The 20,482-nt window shown below is 37.3% G+C and carries 13 protein-coding genes and 2 pseudogenes; 12 read left to right on the top strand and 3 right to left on the bottom strand.

What is annotated here, in order from left to right; genetic code table 11:
* Nucleotides 1-177 precede the first annotated feature (177 nt).
* Nucleotides 178-981, bottom strand: a pseudogene (locus GH754_RS01985) (IS256 family transposase); the annotation flags it as partial.
* A 16-nt stretch (nt 982-997) separates the two neighbouring features.
* Nucleotides 998-1,648 (bottom strand): annotated as a pseudogene (locus GH754_RS01980) (IS256 family transposase); the annotation flags it as partial.
* Between the two features lie 497 nt (nt 1,649-2,145).
* Here GH754_RS01980 and GH754_RS01975 point away from each other — a divergent pair.
* The 4 genes from GH754_RS01975 (at nt 2,146) to GH754_RS01960 (ending at nt 7,406) form a co-directional block, all read left to right on the top strand.
* Entirely contained in the window at nt 2,146-2,550 is a 405-nt protein-coding gene (locus GH754_RS01975) for a hypothetical protein (RefSeq protein WP_153727045.1), read from the top strand.
* A 148-nt stretch (nt 2,551-2,698) separates the two neighbouring features.
* Complete coding sequence (locus tag GH754_RS01970) at nt 2,699-3,181, top strand: competence protein ComK (RefSeq protein WP_153727044.1); 483 nt, start codon at nt 2,699-2,701, stop codon at nt 3,179-3,181.
* Between the two features lie 280 nt (nt 3,182-3,461).
* A complete protein-coding gene (locus tag GH754_RS01965; protein WP_153727043.1) occupies nt 3,462-4,325 on the top strand; it encodes an efflux RND transporter periplasmic adaptor subunit in 864 nt (287 codons plus the stop codon).
* Nucleotides 4,326-7,406 carry an efflux RND transporter permease subunit gene (locus tag GH754_RS01960; RefSeq protein ID WP_323741803.1) on the top strand — a complete coding sequence of 1,027 codons (3,081 nt, stop codon included), beginning with the start codon at nt 4,326-4,328 and terminating at the stop codon, nt 7,404-7,406.
* A 40-nt stretch (nt 7,407-7,446) separates the two neighbouring features.
* Here the strand turns inward: GH754_RS01960 and GH754_RS01955 are convergent, their stop codons facing one another.
* Nucleotides 7,447-7,911 (bottom strand): NUDIX hydrolase, encoded by a 465-nt coding sequence (locus GH754_RS01955; protein WP_323741802.1) that lies wholly within the window; start codon nt 7,909-7,911, stop codon nt 7,447-7,449.
* 125 nt (nt 7,912-8,036) lie between these two features.
* On the opposite strand from GH754_RS01955, the gene GH754_RS01950 reads away from it, so the two are divergent.
* The 8 genes from GH754_RS01950 (at nt 8,037) to galU (ending at nt 20,473) form a co-directional block, all read left to right on the top strand.
* Nucleotides 8,037-10,784, top strand: coding sequence for a glycosyl hydrolase family 18 protein (locus tag GH754_RS01950; RefSeq protein WP_153727042.1), 2,748 nt, complete (start codon nt 8,037-8,039; stop codon nt 10,782-10,784).
* Between the two features lie 81 nt (nt 10,785-10,865).
* A complete protein-coding gene (locus GH754_RS01945) occupies nt 10,866-13,799 on the top strand; it encodes a S8 family peptidase (protein WP_153727041.1) in 2,934 nt (977 codons plus the stop codon).
* A gap of 200 nt (nt 13,800-13,999) precedes the next feature.
* Entirely contained in the window at nt 14,000-15,199 is a 1,200-nt protein-coding gene (locus GH754_RS01940; protein ID WP_153727040.1) for a glycosyltransferase family 4 protein, read from the top strand.
* Between the two features lie 14 nt (nt 15,200-15,213).
* A complete protein-coding gene (locus GH754_RS01935; protein ID WP_228550097.1) occupies nt 15,214-16,494 on the top strand; it encodes a glycosyltransferase in 1,281 nt (426 codons plus the stop codon).
* A 31-nt stretch (nt 16,495-16,525) separates the two neighbouring features.
* Nucleotides 16,526-17,782 carry a nucleotide sugar dehydrogenase gene (locus GH754_RS01930; RefSeq protein WP_153727039.1) on the top strand — a complete coding sequence of 419 codons (1,257 nt, stop codon included), beginning with the start codon at nt 16,526-16,528 and terminating at the stop codon, nt 17,780-17,782.
* 26 nt (nt 17,783-17,808) lie between these two features.
* On the top strand, nt 17,809-18,633 hold the full coding sequence (locus GH754_RS01925; protein ID WP_153727038.1) for an ABC transporter permease: 825 nt from the start codon (nt 17,809-17,811) through the stop codon (nt 18,631-18,633).
* A 17-nt stretch (nt 18,634-18,650) separates the two neighbouring features.
* The gene (locus tag GH754_RS01920; RefSeq protein ID WP_153727037.1) at nt 18,651-19,562 is read left to right on the top strand and encodes an ABC transporter ATP-binding protein; all 912 of its coding nucleotides are present in this window, start codon (nt 18,651-18,653) and stop codon (nt 19,560-19,562) included.
* Between the two features lie 20 nt (nt 19,563-19,582).
* Nucleotides 19,583-20,473 carry a UTP--glucose-1-phosphate uridylyltransferase GalU gene (galU, locus tag GH754_RS01915; protein WP_153727036.1) on the top strand — a complete coding sequence of 297 codons (891 nt, stop codon included), beginning with the start codon at nt 19,583-19,585 and terminating at the stop codon, nt 20,471-20,473.
* Nucleotides 20,474-20,482: the final 9 nt, after the last annotated feature.

Genomic DNA, 20,482 nt, shown 5'->3' with positions numbered 1-20,482 from the left:
CCCACACTAAACCTGAAGAAAAGTTATGAAGAATTCCTAAAAGAAAAAACAGGACTTTGCCCGATATAAAAAGGGGTAAGTTCTGTTCTCATTGAAAAGCATGTTAGTTATATTGTTTAGACTCTTGTTGCACAATATCCTTGTACTCCGCGGGCTTGTCAAGTAAAGTGTGTAAGTTCAGATATATTTCAGAACTCGATCCTTTAATCGATCATCAACTAATAACTGGTTCATAGCTAAGGACCAATTCTGTATGTGTCCACCTTCCCATTTGGTCTATAATTCTTTTACACGTAAGAATAGAACTTTTAAGAGAGCGTTCTCGTCAGGGAATGCTCCTTTTTTTGTTACCTTGCGGAAACTGGAGTGTATGCTTTCTACCGCATTGGTCGTGTACATGATTTTGCGTACTGCACTTCCATAATCAAAGAGCTGCTCAACGTGATCAAAATTTCGAATCCATACATCAATAGCACCAGGATAGGCAGACCATTGTTGTTTAAAAGAATCAAAAGCACTATGGCATGCTTTTAGACTTTGCGCTCCATATACTTTTCTAAGCGATTTCGTAAATGCTTTATAGTCTTTACTAGGTACATATTTTACGGAATTTCTTATTAAATGAACGATGCAACGTTGAACAATGATTTCAGGGAAAATGGCACGAGCGCCTTCTTCAAGACCAGATACTCCATCCATGGATAGAAAGAATATGTCTTCTACTCCTCTTGCTTTGATTTCATCAAAGATTTGCATCCATTTATGCTTACTTTCTGTCTCATTTAACCACAGACCAAGGATTTCTTTATTTCCTTCCATGGTGTAGCCTAAGATTGTATAAACGGCATATTTTTTGGTTTCATACTGGTTTCTAATGGTTGTAAACATACAATCTACAAATACAAAAGCATAACAGTTACTTAATGGACGACTTTGCCAGTCTTCTAAGTCTGGTAATACATGATCTGTAATGTTGGATATCNATTTGCATCCATTTATGCTTACTTTCTGTCTCATTTAACCACAGACCAAGGATTTCTTTATTCCCTTCCATGGTGTAGCCTAAGATTGTATAAACGGCATATTTTTTGGTTTCATACTGGTTTCTAATGGTTGTAAACATACAATCTACAAATACAAAAGCATAACAGTTAGTTAATGGACGACTTTGCCAGTCTTCTAAGTCTGGTAATACATGATCTGTAATGTTGGATATCATCTCATGAGATACAGAAAAACCATAGATATCCTCTATTGTGGAAGAAATGTCTCGTTGAGACATACCTCTGGCATACATACCAATGACTTTGTTCTCTATCGCTGAAACATCTTTTTTTCGCTTGGGAATAAGTTGCGGTTCAAAGGAACCATCACGGTCACGAGGAACTTCTATGTCAACTTCTCCAGCACTAGTTTTAACGGCTTTCTTACCATACCCATTTCTTCTATTACTCGTTTCTTTTTCTCCTTTATCATTAGAAGCATAGCCCAAATGATGATTCATTTCGCCTTTTAACATCGATTCAAACATAGGTCCAAATATGTCCTTTAAAGCATTTTGCATGTCCTCAACTGATTTAGGTTGATACTGCTCAATAATCTTGTTAGCTAATTCTACGGAGTTAGGATCTCTCTTTGACTTCCCCATCAAAATCACTCCTTTAGCTTTATATTTATTCTACCAAATAAAAAGACTGTGCAAGTAAGAAACCCTACGCATTTCTTACTTACACAGTTCATATTACACTCCCTGGTCATTTACTGTTTTCATTTAACTAAATTGACTTTTTGTTTCGTCAACGACACTTCTCTTACATATAAGCTTGTTTTTGTCCTACATAAATCTTATCAGTGACGTTTTACTGTCTTTTAGCATTAATATTGCCCATCACACACGTCATCATGAGGCTATAAGGCATCTCAGCACTGATTTTGTCCTTCATAGCCATCATAAGTCTTTCCCTTATTTCCGTCCATCATTGCTGCACATGTCCGAAGTTTTTCTTTGTAATAATACATAATGTCCACAAAAAGGTAAAAACTAAAATCAAGATTGGCTTTTCCATCACTAGTTTTCAACATATTTTTTTCAACAAAAGGAAAAGCTACACTTGTCAAACCAAAATTGATAAGGAGGCAAATGATATGTCACAAAAATGGTTATGGAAGTTAGGGGCATCTTTTATGGCTCTATTCCTTGTTGTCGGTTGTGCAGAAGAAGATGGAGAAAATAATGATGGTGGTAATGGTGGTGGCGAAGAAGATCCACTAACTGAAGAAGAAACGCCAGTGGAAGAAGAAATGGATCAAGGCACTCAAAATGGCGGTGACGAAGGAACAGAAAACGGTGGCAACCAGGGTACTCAAAATGGAGAAAACGGCGGCGACCAGGGTACTCAAAATGGAGAAAATGGTGGCACTGGAGAGAACGGTGGCAATGGTGAAAACGGAGATGACCTTCTTCCGGACGAAGGCAATAATGAGAATGGCGAAGGAACAAATGAAGGAAATGGCCAAGATACCAATAATGAGGAAGAAGAAAACAAATAAGCTTATTACAGCCCGTGTCGACATGATGCGGGTTTTTTTAGAGTAAACTTACAAAATAGTACAAAATTACTAAAAATTTCTTGCAATTCAGAATAGTTATAGTAAAATAGTCATTGAGAGGGATGTAAAATGTTAAAAGGGGGAAATTATGAACAAAGTAGAAGAATATGAAATCAATCGTAACACTATTCTCATCACACCACATTACGATCCAGTTTATCGAACGAGGATACTAGAAAAAAATCGGGAAATTTATTGTACAAAAACATCTTTGCAAATCATTGAAGAGGCCTGTATCAATGGTGGTGCCTCAATGAATGGCCGAAAGCAAGCGATGGAGAAAATACTTCAAACAAAAGTAAAAGTACCTATCCCTGTTGACCCGTCCATTGGAGTATTCCTATTCCCGAATAAATCTCCTAAGGAAATGAACTGCTACTGGTTTTCTTTCTTCCACATCAAAGAGTACCTCAAATCTTCTCATGACGGAAACAAAACCGAAATTATTTTTACCAATAAGATGAAACAAGTGATAGACACATCCTTCTTCACCTTTCGCAGGCAGATGTATTTAACTAGCCTTGCGATTGCTATGCTATCACGGAATGCGTGGTTAAAAAAAGATGATTAAATAGATAAATCAAAAGCGAATAGTTATTTTAAAAAGCAAAAGGGCTTTTTGTGTAACGTGATTTACGTTTTACAAGGGCTTTTTTTGTTGGATTGATAAAGAACCCACTTCCTCAACACCCTCCTCACACCATTTGAACAATTTCTAAAGGTATTGTATATTCCTTCATAGACCATTCTAAAAAATAAGCAAATATGTGAATCATCATAACCAATTCATTCGTACTATATGATGTTGTTGTAAATGAGCGAACTTACATATAAAAGGAGAGTAACCAATTATGAAATGGAAGAAAACAGCGGCAATCATCGCATCAGCGATCTTTTTATTGACTGCTTGTACAAAGGGGGAGGACCATTCAGCTGAACAGGAGGAAGAGCTGATTACCCCTGTTGAAACAGTGCAAGTGGAGAAAGGAACATTAAACATAAACCAAACCTTTTACGGAAGAATCACGCCAGAAATGATAGCCCAGGTGATACCGCCTCGTTCTGGGGAAATTTCAGAATTGAACGTGGAAAATGGGGATGAAGTGGAAGAAGGAGATGTGTTGGCGCGGGTTACGCCAGGCAATTTAGCCGTAGAAGCGCCAATTGATGGCTATATTCAGGAGCTTACCGTTAAGGAGGATTCCCTCGTTTCACAGGAGAATCCTATTGCCTCCATTGTGGCTCTTGACCCAATCAATGTAAGCTTCAGTGTGACAGCAGATCAGCTTGAGCTTTTTGAAAAAGATCAAGAAATCAATTTAGTCGTGTCAGCAGTGAACACGGAAGCAACAGCGACAGTTGACTCCATTTCACTCACAACCGATGACACAGGACTATATCCAATTACAGCGTCTCTCAATAATGAGGAGCAGAACATCAAGCCTGGTATGGTGGCAGATATCTCGATTACGACGGAAATGATAGAAGATGAACTTATTATACCGACAGAGGCTCTCATCGAGGATGGTGATACAACGTATGTGTATGTCATCAAAGACAATGTTGCAGAGCGAACAGAGGTTGAGGTACTGGCCACTCAGACAGAATCATCAGCTATCAAAGGGGAACTGAAAAAAGATACTGAGGTTGTCACCAAAGGACAGCTTACCCTCACAGACGGTAGCAAAGTGGAAGTCATGAAGGGGGACGAGTAAGTGAAACTCGTAGATACTTCAGTACGCCGTCCAGTTGGCGTATTTATGATCGTCGTCGCTATCATTGCACTAGGAATTGTCTCTCTTCGTAATTTAACCATTGATTTATTTCCAGATATCGATTTACCGATTGCCGTTGTTTCAACTAGCTATGAGGGAGCAGCTCCACAAGAAGTGGAAAAGCTCGTCTCGCGGCCGATTGAGTCATCAGTGAGCTCAATTGAAGGCATTGAAACCGTACAATCCCAATCTCAATCTGGTGCGTCACTCGTCGTGCTTATGTTTAATACTGGAGCGGATTTAGATACCGCCCTCCTAGAAGTCCGGGAAAAAGTGGATCAAGTGAAAGGAATGCTCCCTGAAACAGCAGGAGACCCAAATGTATTACGCTTTGATCCACAGCAAATGCCAGTGATGTGGGTCGGGCTAACAGGCGACAATGCAGCCGAATTACAAGGCATTGCTGATGAAGAGCTCGTCCCTTATTTTGAACGACAAGAGGGTGTCGCTTCCGTTAGCATTGAAGGTGGCACAACAGAAGAAATTCAAGTGGAGTTACAGCAGGATAAACTCGCCCAATATGGACTAAACGCATCTGCGATTGCACAGGCGATTGGAGCAGCCAATCAATCGGCATCTGCCGGCATCATTGATAAGGGTAACCAGAACCTGCAAATTCGCATTCAAGGCGAATATGATTCCATAGAGGATATCAAACAAACGATTGTTCAAACTCCACAAGGGGCGACCATATATCTTGAGGATATCGCCAGTGTCAATCGGGTGACTAAGGAACAGACGTCTCTTTCCTATGTAAATGGTAAGCCATCTGTCGTCATGTCGATTTTGAAAAAGACAGACGGAAATACCGTAGATGTTTCAGATACGATGCGCGCCGCTGTTGATGACATGAAGAGCGAATTACCAGAAGGTGTGGAACTTGATGTAGTATTTGACAACTCTACCTTTATTAAAATGTCCATTGACTCTGTCGTGCAAAACATGGCCATAGGAGCTATTTTCTCGGCACTCATTTTACTGCTATTTTTAAAGAGCATTCGTGCAACACTCGTCATTGGGATATCCATTCCAATTGCGATTATATCAACATTTACATTAATGTACTTTACCGGAGAAACCGTCAACGTCCTGACCATGGGTGGACTTGCGCTCGGAATCGGGATGATGGTCGACTCCTCGATTGTCATATTAGAAAATATCGTGTCCTACAGGCAGCGAGGCTATTCAATGAAGGAAGCGGCAAAAGTCGGGGCATCTGAATTGGCACCAGCTGTGATTGCGTCAACTACTACGACATTAGTCGTTTTCCTACCCATTGTGTTTGTTGAAGGGATTGCATCTGAGCTATTTACGCCGCTCGCTCTAACGATTTCCTTCGCGTTAATCGCGTCCTTAGTAGTTTCGGTTACACTAATTCCAATGCTAGCCTCCAAGCTGTTAACCAAATCAGCAAACAGCATGGAATCAGGCCGAAGATATTGGTTTGACCGATTACTAAGCAAAATCAATAACGTTTATGTTCGCATTTTGAAATTTGTACTAGGCCACCGCAAAACGACCATCTTTGGCACGATTGCAGCGATTGGACTCAGCCTGGCGCTTATCCCGTCAATTGGGGCTGAATTTATGCCAACTGCCGACCAAGGACAAATTGAAATTAGTGTGCGCACACCAACGGGTACAAACCTAGAAACGACAGAAGAGGTCGTTGCTGAAATTAATGAAACACTAACCGACTATGATGAAATTTTGAAAACGAATTTTGTAACAGTAGGCGGTGGCGGAGGTGGATTCGGCGGAGGCTCAGCCTCGACATCCAACCAAGCCAGCTACATGATAGAACTCGTGCCAAAAGATGAGCGAGACCGAACGACAACCGAAATTATGACTTCCATTGATGAACAAGTACAAGAAATTTCTGGCGCTGAAATAAGCGTTGCTGCTATGGGCGGCGGCATGGGTATGGGCTCCCCTGTTCAAATTCAGGTAAACGGCCCTGAATATGAAGTTCTAGAAGAGCTAGGTGATCAAATTGTGTATCTTCTCGAGGGCATTGAGGGAATTCACAATCCTGAAACATCCGCCTCTGAAGGAAGTCCAGAGATTAATGTCAATATCAACCGAGAGTTAGCTGCTCAGTATGGATTAAGCTATCAGCAAGTGATGAGTCAGGTTCAGATTGGATTTACTGGTCAAATAGCATCCAGATACCGTTCAGAGGGAAATGAATATGACGTTCGTATTGTGCTTCCTGAGGATAGAAGAAGCACGATTGAAGACCTTGAGAGCCTGCCAATTGAAACGCAGACAGGCGCGATGATTCCGTTATCGACAGTAGCGGAACTTGAACAAATTCAAGGACCGAATACTTTGTCACGCGAAAACCAGCAGCGCCAAATCAACGTGTCAAGTGATATAGTTGACCGAGATCTCGGGAGCATTATGACGGACGTGGAGAACAAGCTGGATAGCCTCAAGTTACCAGAAGGCTATACCTACAGCATAGGCGGGCAAGCAGAGGATATGGCCGAATCCTTCGTCGACCTATCACTTGCGCTCATTTTCTCGATATTCCTTGTCTATGCGGTCATGGCAGTACAATTTGAGAACTTCTTACATCCATTTGTCATTATGTTCTCATTACCAGCAACCGTAATCGGGATTTTACTCGGGTTATTTGTCACTGGTTTCCCATTAAGTATCCCAGCCTTTATCGGGGTCATCATGCTTGCTGGGATCGTGGTAAACAACGCCATCGTATTGGTGGATTACATCAATATCCTAAGACGCCGCGGTCAAGAGCGACGCGAAGCAATCCTGAATGCAGGACCAAGCCGTATGCGTCCGATTCTGATGACTACACTCACGACTGTCCTTGGTATGGTGCCGTTAGCGCTAGGCTTCGGCGAGGGCGCTGAGACACAGCAGCCGTTAGCGATTGTGATTATTTTTGGGTTGACGGTTTCGATGTTGTTTACGTTGTTGCTGATTCCAGTTGTGTATACGGTGTTGGATGATGCTTCTGGGAAGGTTGTTGGGTGGTTTAGGAGAGATAAATAATTTATAAAAAATGAGTTTGGCATAGTGCCAAACTCATTTTTTAACTAATTACAGGTTGTGCTTTCTTTTCAGCCCAGTCGTGAATGAATGAAATCTGTCTAGGATTTAAATTTTTAGGCAATTCATCTTTACGAAAAAATTTATGTTCTCTGCTTTCATCACCAGCTTGCTTTAACTTACCGGTAAATTGATTAGTTTTAAATATAATCTGGACACTAAAGACTTGATCGCCATTTGGGTACTTAACAAAGCATTCTTCTCCAGAATAAATCCCAAACAGCTCTAAGTTCCCAACGTCTAACCCGGTTTCCTCAAATGTTTCTCTTTTAGCTGTTTCTTCAAAATGTTCACCAATTTCCATAACGCCGCCTGGAATACACCAATTATCCTCGTCAGCACGATGCTGTAATAGTATTTTTTCGTCTTCCTCAATTATAATTCCACAACCTATAGTGAATAAAGTTTGCTGACCAATGAGCTTTCTCATGTTTTTTATATAATTCACGAAATCCCCCCTTCACAATAATACTATATGTAAATGGTTTAAGAAGACAAGTTCTATCATTACAGAATACTATCTGTCCTTAAAGAAAAAAATATATCCCATAATGATGTAAAGGGTGGGTGTAGATGGAGATTTTTAAGGATTGGAGACTTGAAGAAAGTCCAGATGAACCAATTATAGTTCTTCAACTAAATCAAAATTTAACAGAGTTCTCAGATGAATTTTTAGTAAATGAGCCAGAAAAGAGAGTAAGTATTCAACAAAGAGCCAAAAATTTTGTTAATAAAAACCTACCACATCTAAAAAAAGCAACAGTAAAAATTATGTTCGGAACTATGTTGATCTCTTCCTTTGCATTTCAACCAACACAAGAAGTTTATGCCCACGAAACAGATTTTAACATGTCATACCTCTATTTTGGTGGTAGTTCATCATATTATAAACAAATCGAAAGTACAAAGGGAAATTTGAAAGTAGCATCACCAAGTTATTTTGATTTAAACCCTGATGGTTCACTCAAGTTAACTTGGCAACTCGATCCTAACTTTATAAAAAACATGCAAAGTCAAGGAATTAAAATTGTTCCTTTTTTAAGTAATCATTGGGATCGTACTATCGGAAGAGCGGCTTTGGAAAATAGGGAAAGTTTATCGACGGAGATTGCAAACGTGATTGAAAAGTATAATCTAGATGGGATTAATGTTGATATTGAAAACGTAACTGACGCAGACCGTGATAACTACACAGATTTAGTTCGTTTATTAAGAGAAAAAATCCCAGCCGAAAAAGAAGTATCTGTAGCGGTTGCGGCAAACCCAAATAACTGGCAAAAGGGCTGGCATGGATCATACGATTACAACCAATTAGCAAAGTATAGTGATTACTTAATGATAATGGCATATGATGAGAGCTATCAAAATGGTCCAGAGGGTCCGGTAGCAAGTTTACCCTGGGTAAAAAGAAGTATAGAGTATGCGATTAATCAAGGTGTCCCTAATGATAAAATTGTGCTAGGTATTCCTTTTTACGGACGTTATTGGCAAGAAGGTAAGAGCTCTGGAGGATATGGTATATCAAATTCAAGAGTAGAAGAAATGATTGAAAAATATGAATCAACTGTTGTTTATGATGAGAAGGCTCAATCCCCTAAGGCCATTATAAAAATTAAAGAAACGGATGAACCGTTTACCTTTTCAAGTACTACATTAGGTCCAGGTACTTATCATATTTGGTATGAAGATGAGAGATCGATTGAAGCAAAAGTAGATTTGGTGCATGAATATGAAATTAAAGGGACGGGAAGCTGGAGTTTGGGTCAGGAAGATACAGATATTTGGACAAATTATTCGAATTGGTTAAAAGGCCATAATAATCTACCCAACATTCAGCCAGTTGAGGAGGAACCAACAGAGACAATCGCAACAACTACTTTATATACAGTTGCTTCAGGTGACACTTTATTTAAAATTGCGAATAAGTTTGCAACTACTGTCGAATCGATTAAGTCATTAAATAACCTGACGTCAGATACGATATACGTTGGGCAGAAGTTGAATGTACCAACAATTTCGTCCCCTATAAAAGAAGTGCAGGAAGAAGAAACAAATAAATTTGGATCCTATTTTGAAGTAACATCCGATGACACACCTGTATATGACAATAGCTCCGGCAAACTAATAGAAATGGGAACTTTAAATAAAGGAGAAGTATATGAACGAGTAAGTGACTATGGAAATTGGCATCGAATAAAATTCGGAGATAAATTCGGGTATGTCCACAAAGACGCAACCAAGCCTAGCACGGGTAATGAAATAACAGGAGAGAACCGAAGCTACCAAAATTCAGATATAACATTTGAGGCCACAGAAAATTTAACCGTGTATGATAATAGCACCGGCAGTTTAGTTCCGTTTGCCACCATATTAAAAGGTGGGAAGTATCCGATAATAAGTGATTATGGCAACTGGTATCGAATTATACTTTCAGGAAAAGTGGGATATGTCCACAAAAGTGGTGTAAAGGTAGAGCAGAAATTTGGAAAATACTTTGAAGTGACAGTAGATGATGTCCCAATATACGACAATAGCACCGGAAAACTGGTGGAAATGGGGACGTTGGAACAGGGAGAAGTATACGAACGAGTAAGTGACTATGGAAATTGGCATCGGATAAAGTTCGGAGATAAATATGGATATGTCCACAAAGACGCAACCAAGCCTAGCACGGGTAATGAAATAACAGGAGAGAACCGAAGCTACCAAAATTCAGATATAACATTTGAGGCCACGGAAAACTTAACCGTGTATGATAATAGCTCAGGCAGTTTGGTCCCGATTGCCAGCATATTAAAAGGTGGAAAGTATCCGATTGTAAGCGATTATGGCAACTGGTATCGAATTATACTTTCAGGAAAAGTGGGGTATGTCCACAAAAGTGGTGCAAAGGTAGAGCGAAACTTTGGAAAATACTTTGAAGTGACAACAGATGTTGTCCCGGTATATGACAATAGCACCGGAAAACTAGTTGAAATGGGAACACTGGAGCAGGGGGAAGAATACGAGCGAGTAAGTGACTATGGAAATTGGCATCGGATAAAGTTCGGAGATAAATACGGATATGTCCATAAAGACGCGACGAAGCCTAGCACAGGTAATGAAATAACAGGAGAGAACCGAAGCTACCAAAATTCAGATGTAATATTTGAGGCTACAGAAAACTTAACCGTGTATGATAATAGCTCAGGCAGCTTAGTCCCATTTGCGACGATATTAAAAGGAGGAAAGTATCCGATTGTCAGTGATTATGGAAACTGGTACCGAATTATATTATCTGGAAAAGTCGGGTATGTTCACAAAAGTGGTGTGAAACTTTAAGCATTTTATCCCTTTAACAAGTGAGAATGTTGTAAAATAATAATAAAATGTAGAATTTTGTAGAATTGGGGGATTAAGCAGTTGAAGAAATTAATGTACCTTGTGATTTTCCTAATCGTACTAACTTCTTGCCAACAATCTGATACGGAAAATGAAAATGTAACGAATAAAAGCTCAAACTTTCATTCAACAAATGAACAAAGCAATTTTGAACCAAAAAACTTACCTAATGAACAATTAAATAAAGAAAGTATAGAGCCAGAACCGAATACTGATGATACGGTTCAAAAAATTAATCCGCCTGACAATCAATTTGTTATAGCTTTTAAAAACACAATTAATGATCAATTGATTTCGGAGCTTAAGGGTCAAATTATCCATCGAGTTGAGTCTCTTTCCATGATTACAGCAAAAATTCCAGAAGAATCATTGGAAGCTCTTAAGAATCACCCTGATGTTGCAAGTATTGAAAAAGATTCAGTAGTTCGCGTCCAAGAAGAGAGAGTTGATTGGGGCGTCAATCAAATAAATGCATTAAGGCCTTGGAACAGTAACTATACGGGAAAGGGTATCAAGGTTGCAATTCTTGATACTGGTGTCGATTATAATCATAAAGATCTAAAAATTGAAGATGGCAAGTCATTTGTTGATTATACTACTTCATATATGGATGATAATGGTCATGGCACACATGTTGCTGGGATTATTGGTGCTCAACATAACGACATTGGTGTTAAAGGAATTGCACCAGACACTGATATATACGCTGTTAAAGTGTTAAATGATGATGGCCTAGGGTTCTTATCAGATATGCTTTTAGGCATTGATTGGGCTGTAAAACAGGGTGTGGATATCATAAATATGAGCGTTGGTGAGCAGGAAGGATCTTCTATTCTTAACAGGGTTATTGATAAAGTTTACCAGGATGGGATTCTTATCGTAGCCTCAGCAGGTAATGATGGAGACAATAATATTCAAGGAGATACGATAGATTACCCAGCAAAATACGAGGGTGCGATTGCAGTAGGAGCAATCGATGAAAATCAAACTAAGGCTCCATTTTCTTCTACTGGTAGTTCTCTAGAAGTATCTGCTCCGGGTGTAAATATATTAAGTACAGGCTTAAATGACCGTTATACAGTAAAGAGCGGAACAAGTATGGCAAGTGCATATGTTACAGGTAATTTAGCCTTACTTAAGGAAGCGCACGTAGATTATTCAGTTAGTGAAATTAGGAAAACTCAGCAGATAGAAGCAATTGATCTGGGGGAAAAAGGAAGAGATCAACTCTACGGATTTGGGAATATTCAAGCACCAGCAAGATATTTTGAAGTCATTCATGATAACACACCGGTATATGACAATAGGACAGGTGACCTTATAAAGGTGGCAAGTCTTAAAAAGTGGCAAATTTACCCTCGTGTAGAGGATTATGGTAATTGGAATCGAATCCAATTTGGAGATATTTTTGGCTATGTTCATAAAAATGATTTAAAACCAGCTAACGGATCAATCCTGCAAAATGAAAGTAAAAATCATAATCAAAAACGTAAAATAACAGCCAATATAGACTTACCTGTTTATGATAATAGTACCGGTCAGCTTGTTGAATTTGCTGATTTAAAAGAGGGGACAGAGTATCCAATCACATCTGACTTCGGTAACTGGTATAGAATAATTTTAGCCAATAGAGTGGGATATGTTCATAAAAGCGATGTGGATGCTGAATTTTTTAAGACGGACAAATATTTTACAGTACGTGAAGACACTCCAATTTATGATAATCGGACAGGCAAGTTGATAAAGGTAGGAGAACTGGAAAAGGGCCAAGTATATCCAAGAATAAGTGACTATGGAAACTGGCATCGAATACAATATGGCGACATATATGGATACGTTCATAAGTCATCGACCTTTCCTGTTGAAAGACCTAATATTGCAAATGAAAACCAAAATTATCGCAACACTAACAAAAGGTTTATAACAATCCATGATGCTCCAGTTTACGATAACAGTGGAAGCGGATTGGAACAATTTGCTGTAATAGAAAAGGGAAAAAGCTATCCAATTGTATCGGACTATGGAAACTGGTATCGCATTATCATTTCTGGAAGAGTAGGCTATGTTCATAAGGATCATGTAGAATTGGACATGAAAACTGTCACCTTTAAAGAATATTTCAAAGCTGAAGAAGACATACCCATATATGATAATCGTACAGGTCAACTTATAAAAATAGGAGAGCTTGAGGAGGGACAAGTCTATCCAAGAGTAAGCAAATACGGAAACTGGCATCGAATACAGTACGGCGATATATACGGTTATGTTTATAAATCATCCACTTACCCAGTGGAAAGTCCAAAAATAGCGAATGAAAACCAAAATTATAAAAACTCTACCAAAAAATTTGTCACAAACAGTACAACCCCTGTGTATGATAATACTTCAGGGAGTTTGGAACAATTTGCAGTAATAGAAAAGGGAACAAGCTACCCAATTGTATCGGACTATGGAAACTGGTATCGAATTATTATATCTGATCGAGTGGGCTATGTGCATAAGAATAACGTCGAACTCGATATGGCTACAATTGACTTTGGAAAGTACTTTAAGGTGGAGGAAGAACTGCCTATTTACGATAATCGAACAGGAGAATTAGTACAAGTTGGTTCTTTAACCGAGGGTCAAGTATATCCTAGGGTAAGTGACTATGGAGATTGGCACCGCATAAATTATGGGGGTTTTTATGGCTATGTCTATAAAGCCTCCACTTCTCCTGTTACGAATCCTTATTTGGCTAACGAAAATTTCAATTACAGGCATTCTAATCAGATGTTTAAAGCGCAAACTGATTTGCCTGTATATGATAATAGCACGGGAGATTTAATACCGTTTGCAGAAATTAAAAGAGGCAAACAATACCCGGTTGTGTCAGATTATGGAAATTGGTATAGAATTACGATTGCAGACCGCGTAGGTTATATATACAAAGCAAGTGTGAAGAAAGTATATTAAACTACCAATATGCTAGTATGTGCACGAGCCAAATCTTAGGTTTAACAGTTTATATTTCTGATAAAGTATGGGAAGACTTATAACAGAATCATTTCTGTCATGTAAATGTAAATTGCATTTAGTAGAATATTGTCATAAAATCTAGTAATGTAGTAGAATTTAGGAGTCTCGATTGCCTATAATAATGGAGAGTATACCCAATGGCTAAAAGTTTATTAATCTTAACTCAGAATTTTTATCCTGTAATTGGGAGTGCAGGGAACCGAATGAAAAACATTTTTGAACTTTTGTCTCAAAAAAATATAAATGTTGATGTATTAACGACAGAACCTGCTTACCCCAATCGAAATCTCTATAAACAAGAAGAGTTTTGGGATGAAGAGCATTTGAATCAAAATCCAAACATAATTCGTCTATTATTAAGAAGTAAAAAACGTAAAAGCCAATTACTAAGTTTATTAACTTTTTATTTGGAGATGGGCTTTAAATTTATAAAGAAGATATTTCAATTACGTAAAGAAAAGTATGATTATATATATGTGAGTTCACCACCTATTTTTATTGTCCTATCAGCATTTATAGCTAAACGTTTATTTAAGGCTAAGATCATTTTAGAGGTCAGGGATTTATGGCCGGATTCACTATCAGGAGTTAAAAAGTTTGATAATAAATTGATTATAGGGACATTTAGGTTCTTAGAGAAAAAGATGTATAACCATGCAGATGAAGTAATCATAAACAGCTTAGGTTTTAAGCCCCATATTAAGAAGATGCTAAAAGACCAGAACAAATCCATTACTTATTTGCCTAATGGTGCAAGGATGAAGGAAATTGGAAGTGTTGGATCTAAAAATAAAGACTTTTTCCAAGTGGTTTATGCTGGGAATTTAGGCTTAGCACAGGATGTTGACAAAATCAAAGAACTTGCATTCAAACTAAATGAGAAAAAAATTGTTTTTCAAGTCATTGGTTATGGTCTAAAAGCCCAAGAGTTCTCGCAATTTATAGAACGAAATGATTTACAATATGTAAAATTAAATAAACCCACTACCCGGAAAAAAAGTCTTGAAATCATTGCACAAAGTCATTTGTCTGTCACATTTTTAAATGATGAAGAGGTTTTTGCGACAGTTTTACCGGGGAAGGTACTTGATTACGCTACATGTCAAACACCAGTTATAGCTGGTGTTAAAGGTCAGGCAGCCGATATCATTAACAAATATAAAATAGGTTATGTTTTTGAAAATACAGCAATTGAGGAAATGATAAATAAAATATTGGAACTAAAAGAAGAAGATAATATGAGAAGTGAATTGGAACAGAATTGTAAAGAACTGATACAGACACAGTTTTTGTGGGAGAAAAATATAGAGGAAATAATGCCGTTACTTTCGGAATAAAAGAGGTATAGAATATGAAAAGAGTAGGAATGTTCGTTTGGAATCACTTTACAAATGATGCAAGGGTACTTAGAGAGTGCACATCCTTATCTCAAAATGGCTATGATGTTGAATTAATTTGTATTGATGATCCAAAAGATCCTGATGTTTTACCATATGAAGAATTTAATGACCATTTCAGGGTATATCGAATGAAAAGGTACCCTTCAACATTATTATTTTTACAAAAATTATACCGCTTTGTGGTTGGGAAACGCTGGCCATTACTCCCTGCATTGGTGATTTGGGGATTCCTGGTATACCTTATACCTTGGCTAATTATCCCCCTAACCATATTGGTTGGGTTATTGCTAAAAACAAAGGTTCGTGTCGTTTGGATTCGTGCCGCCCTTATTCTTCGTATGATGATAAAGGGACATCGTGGGAATTATGATATATACCATTCAAATGATTTAAATACATTACCCCAGGGTTATGTTAGTGCAAAATGGAGATTTAAAAAGAAACCATTAATATATGATTCGCATGAAGTACAAACTAGTAGAACAGGTTATGACAGTTCTTGGTACAAAAGATTTGAGAACTTCTTTATCAAAAGAATGGACAGCATGATTGTTGAGAATGATACACGTGCTAAATATAATGAGGAATTATATGGGTTTTATCCTCATGTATTGCATAATTACCCATCACTTGAGATTCAACAGGTTGAGGAGAAAGTTGACCTTCATGAAATGTTAGATCTCCCATCAGATGAAAAAATACTGCTGTATCAGGGTGGTATTCAAGCTGGAAGGGGATTAGAGAAGTTAATTGAAGCTTTTCCTAAATTTAAGGAAGGTACTTTAGTATTTATTGGGGATGGAAAAATTAAGGGTGAATTAGAACAGATGGTTCAAGAGCGTGATTTAGAGGATAAAATTCGATTTATTCCAAAGGTTCCAGTTCGAGACCTACCTAAATACACTAAAAATGCGTACCTTGGTTTCCAAGTACTAAATAATATTAATTTCAATCATTGGTCTGCTTCATCTAATAAATTGTTTGAATATATGATGAGTGAAGTGCCAATTGTTGCATGCAATTTTCCTGAAATAAAACGTGCTCTGGAAGAAAGTGAAGTTGGGGTAACGATCGATCCCCATGACCCTGATGAAATTGCAAAAGGGGTTAACTATATGGTTGATAACCCAGATAAACGTGAATATTTCAGTGCTAATTGCAAAAATGCTCGAAAAAAGTATAATTGGGAATTAGAGCAAAATCATTTACTCGAGGTTTATCTAAAATATTAGAATATAACTAATAAGAAAGAAGGTATTTGTTTTGAAACTTTGTACAGTAGGTTTAGGTTATATAGGTTTACCAACGTCAATTATGTTTGCAAGTCATGATGTAGATGTAGTAGGTGTAGATGTTAAAAAAGAAGCCGTTGATTTGTTAAATAACGGACAAATCCATATAGAAGAACCAGGCCTTCAAGACGCGTTAGAATCCGTTTTAAAAGTGGGGAAGTTTAAAGCTTCATTAGAACCTGAAAAGGCAGATACATTTATTATTGCAGTACCAACTCCAAATAAAGATGATGAATACCTGTCTTGTGACCTGTCTTTTGTCATGCAAGCAACTGAAAATATTATTCCTTATTTAGAAAAGGGTAATGTTGTGATTGTGGAATCAACAATTGCACCTAGAACAATGGATGACCATGTAAAACCTCGACTAGAAGAGGCTGGTTTTACGATTGGCGAAGACATTTATTTGGTTCATTGTCCTGAGCGTGTATTACCGGGACAAATTATGCACGAGCTTATTCACAACAATCGAATCGTTGGTGGTGTAACACCTGAATGTACTGAAAAAGGTGCAGAGGTATACCAAACGTTTGTGCAAGGAGAAATCATTAAAACAGATGCAAGAACGGCTGAAATGTCTAAGTTAATGGAGAATACGTTCCGTGATGTGAATATAGCACTTGCAAATGAACTTGCTAAGGTATGTAATAAGCTAAACATTAATGCACTTGAAGTAATTAAAATGGCAAATAAGCACCCACGTGTAAATCTACACACACCAGGCCCTGGGGTAGGTGGTCATTGCTTAGCTGTTGACCCTTACTTTATTATTGCCAAAGCTCCAGAACAAGCTAAGTTAATTAGCTTGTCACGTGAAATTAATAAATCTATGCCTGATTACGTGACTGAAACTGCTGAAAAGTTAGTTCAAAAGAACAATGGTAAAAAGATTACGGTCTTTGGTTTAACTTATAAAGGAAATGTGGATGACATTAGAGAGAGCCCAGCCATGGACATTTATGAGAAGTTAAATGCAAAACCTGAGTATGAAGTGGTTGCTTATGATCCTCATGTGAAGTTGAGCTTTGTTGAAAAGGACTTAGAAAAAGCATTAAGTGGTTCAGATCTTGTGCTAATTTTGAGCGATCATAATGAGTTTAAAGAGCTGAAAAGTGATGCGTTTTCCACTATGAATACCTTGCAAGTATTTGATACTAAAAACGTAGTTCAGGAACATTCAGATGAGGTTACGTATATTAATTATGGCAACCTGTATAAATTCTTATAATCCTAAACAAAGGAAGCTACATGAATATGTTTAAATCCATTAGGCAAGTTATTAAAGAACAAATAATGCACATAAACTTAATTTATAGAATGGCTGCATTTGAGAATAGAGGAATGTATCAAATTCATTATTTGGGTTCCTTGTGGCAATTTCTAAATCCAGCCATACAAGTAGCAATTTATTGGTTTGTTTTCGGTACAATCAGGGGAGGAGCACCAGTCGATGGTACTCCTTTCTTCCTATGGTTAATTATTGGGTTAATTCCTTGGTTTTTTATTAGTCCATCAATTATCCAGGGATCTAACAGTATTTATCAAAAAATAGGACTAGTATCCAAGATGAACTTTCCGGTAAGCTTATTGCCAACTATCAGAATAGTAGGTAATAGCTTTCAATTTTTTATTATGCTAGGGATTTTAGTTATTATAGATCTGTTTTATGGTATTAAACCATCCATATATAACATCCAGTTTTTATATTATTTAATTTGTTTATATGCTTTTTTATTCTCTTTCTCAATTCTTAGTTCTACAGTCTCAACATTAGTCCGAGACTATCAAGTTGCTCTACAATCACTTATGAGAATGTTGTTATATGTATCACCAATCCTATGGAATACCAGTTTAATAACAGAAACTTTTACAACTTATGGTCCTTTAATCGAAAATATTCTAAAGTTAAATCCTTTATTTTATATACTTGAAGGATTTAGAGACTCCATTCTAGGTAGAGCTTGGTTTTTTGAAGATTTATTATATACGGGATATTTCTGGGCACTAACATTTGCTCTTTTATATTTTGGTACAAAAATTCATATGAGATTCCGTAAAAACTTTATGGATTACATGTAGAATTAGGAGTTTTACTCATGAAAACAAAAGTTAAATTTAAAAGTGTGTATAAAACATTTGAACTTCACGCTAAAAAGTCCGAAAAAATTCTAAACTTATTTTCTATGTCCAAAAAGAAGGGAAAAGAATTTTTGGCCTTAAAGGATATTTCATTTGAAATTTTTGAGGGTGAAACTGTTGGTTTGGTTGGATTAAATGGTTCAGGTAAATCAACCGTATCGAATATTCTTGCAGGAGTTATTCAACCTAGTACTGGACATGTAGAAATAAATGGTGAAACATCACTAATAGCCATTTCTGCTGGCTTAAATGGAAGCTTAACTGGAATAGAAAACATTGAACTTAAGTGTATGATGCACGGCTTAACGAAAGAAAAGATAAAAGAAATCACACCAACCATTGTAGAATTTGCAGATATCGGGAATTATATCAATCAACCGGTGAAGGATTATTCAAGTGGAATGAAGTCAAGGTTAGGATTCGCCATATCGGTACACACAGACCCTGATATTCTTATTATTGACGAAGCTTTATCGGTTGGGGATTCTACATTTACTCAGAAATGTTTAAACAAAATGGATGAATTTAAGGAACAAGGAAAAACAATTGTCTTCATTAGTCATTCGGCTGGTCAGATGAAGGAATTTTGCGACCGTGTTATTTGGCTTCATTACGGTACTGTAAAAGAAACAGGTTCATCAACAGAGGTCGTAGAAAATTATCAAAACTTCACAAAATGGTTTAATAAATTATCAGATGCTGATAAAAGGGCACATAAACAAGAAATGATAAGTACCCAAGTAAGTGAGCAAGTTGAAAAAGAGTCTAAGCGTAACCATAGACCAATATTCAATATTAATTTTTTAAAAAATATTGTAGTTTTGACACCTGTGATTGTTCTAGGTGTGTTAATGCTAACCAGTTATTAGACAAAGGGTGAAATTTAAACATGGATGTTACCAAAGCCATTATTCCAGCGGCAGGATTAGGTACTCGTTTTTTACCGGCAACAAAGGCCCAACCTAAGGAAATGTTGCCAATTGTTGATAAACCTACTATTCAATACATTGTAGAGGAAGCGGTTCAGTCAGGTATAAAAGATATAATGATTATTAGTGGACGAGGAAAAAGAGCCATTGAGGACCACTTTGATAAGTCATATGAACTGGAAGAAAATTTGTCTTATAAGGGTAAAACCGAATTGTTAGAACAAGTTAGAGATATTTCGAACTTGGCTAACATTCATTACATCCGGCAAAAAGAGCCGCTAGGATTAGGACATGCGATCCTGTGTGCAAAAAGCTTTATAGGAAATGAACCATTTGGGGTATTACTTGGAGATGACATTATGTTTAATTCAAATAATACCCCTCCATTAAAGCAATTAATGGACAGTTATCAACAAGCTATGTCACCTATTGTTGGGGTGAAAGAAGTAGCTGAATCTGATACAAGTAAATATGGAATTGTAGATATAAAATCAAGTAGTTCATTCAATGGCTCTGAACTAATGAGGTTAAATGGATTAGTGGAGAAACCTAACCCAGAGGACGCACCTTCACGATACGCTATTATGGGGAGATATATATTGACTCCAGAAATATTTAGTTTATTGGAAAATCAAAAACCCGGAGCTGGAAATGAAATACAGTTAACAGATGCACTTCATGAATTTAATAAAACTTCTGACATCTATGGCTTGCATATGCAAGGGGATCGATTTGATGTAGGAAATAAGTTTGGTTTTATTGAGGCAACGATAGAAGTAGCATTAAAGAGAAATGATTTAAAAGATGATGTTTTAGAATTATTAAGAGATAAAGTAAGAGAATATGAATAAAAGGAGGGT

The sequence above is a fragment of the Salinibacillus xinjiangensis genome (assembly GCF_009649735.1).
Classification (GTDB): Bacteria; Bacillota; Bacilli; order Bacillales; family Alkalibacillaceae; genus Salinibacillus; species Salinibacillus xinjiangensis.
Note: the sequence above shows the minus strand (reverse complement) of the source record. Positions and strands in the feature narration are given on the sequence as shown.

Bases quoted from the DNA above. Each gene is read 5' to 3' on its own strand.
- GH754_RS01950 (WP_153727042.1), top strand. From the start codon at position 8,037: ATGGAGATTTTTAAGGATTGGAGACTTGAAGAAAGTCCAGATGAACCA.
- GH754_RS01940 (WP_153727040.1), top strand. From the start codon at position 14,000: ATGGCTAAAAGTTTATTAATCTTAACTCAGAATTTTTATCCTGTAATT.
- galU (WP_153727036.1), top strand. From the start codon at position 19,583: ATGGATGTTACCAAAGCCATTATTCCAGCGGCAGGATTAGGTACTCGT.
- GH754_RS01970 (WP_153727044.1), top strand. From the start codon at position 2,699: ATGAACAAAGTAGAAGAATATGAAATCAATCGTAACACTATTCTCATC.
- GH754_RS01975 (WP_153727045.1), top strand. From the start codon at position 2,146: ATGTCACAAAAATGGTTATGGAAGTTAGGGGCATCTTTTATGGCTCTA.
- GH754_RS01920 (WP_153727037.1), top strand. From the start codon at position 18,651: ATGAAAACAAAAGTTAAATTTAAAAGTGTGTATAAAACATTTGAACTT.
- GH754_RS01925 (WP_153727038.1), top strand. From the start codon at position 17,809: ATGTTTAAATCCATTAGGCAAGTTATTAAAGAACAAATAATGCACATA.
- GH754_RS01965 (WP_153727043.1), top strand. From the start codon at position 3,462: ATGAAATGGAAGAAAACAGCGGCAATCATCGCATCAGCGATCTTTTTA.
- GH754_RS01935 (WP_228550097.1), top strand. From the start codon at position 15,214: ATGAAAAGAGTAGGAATGTTCGTTTGGAATCACTTTACAAATGATGCA.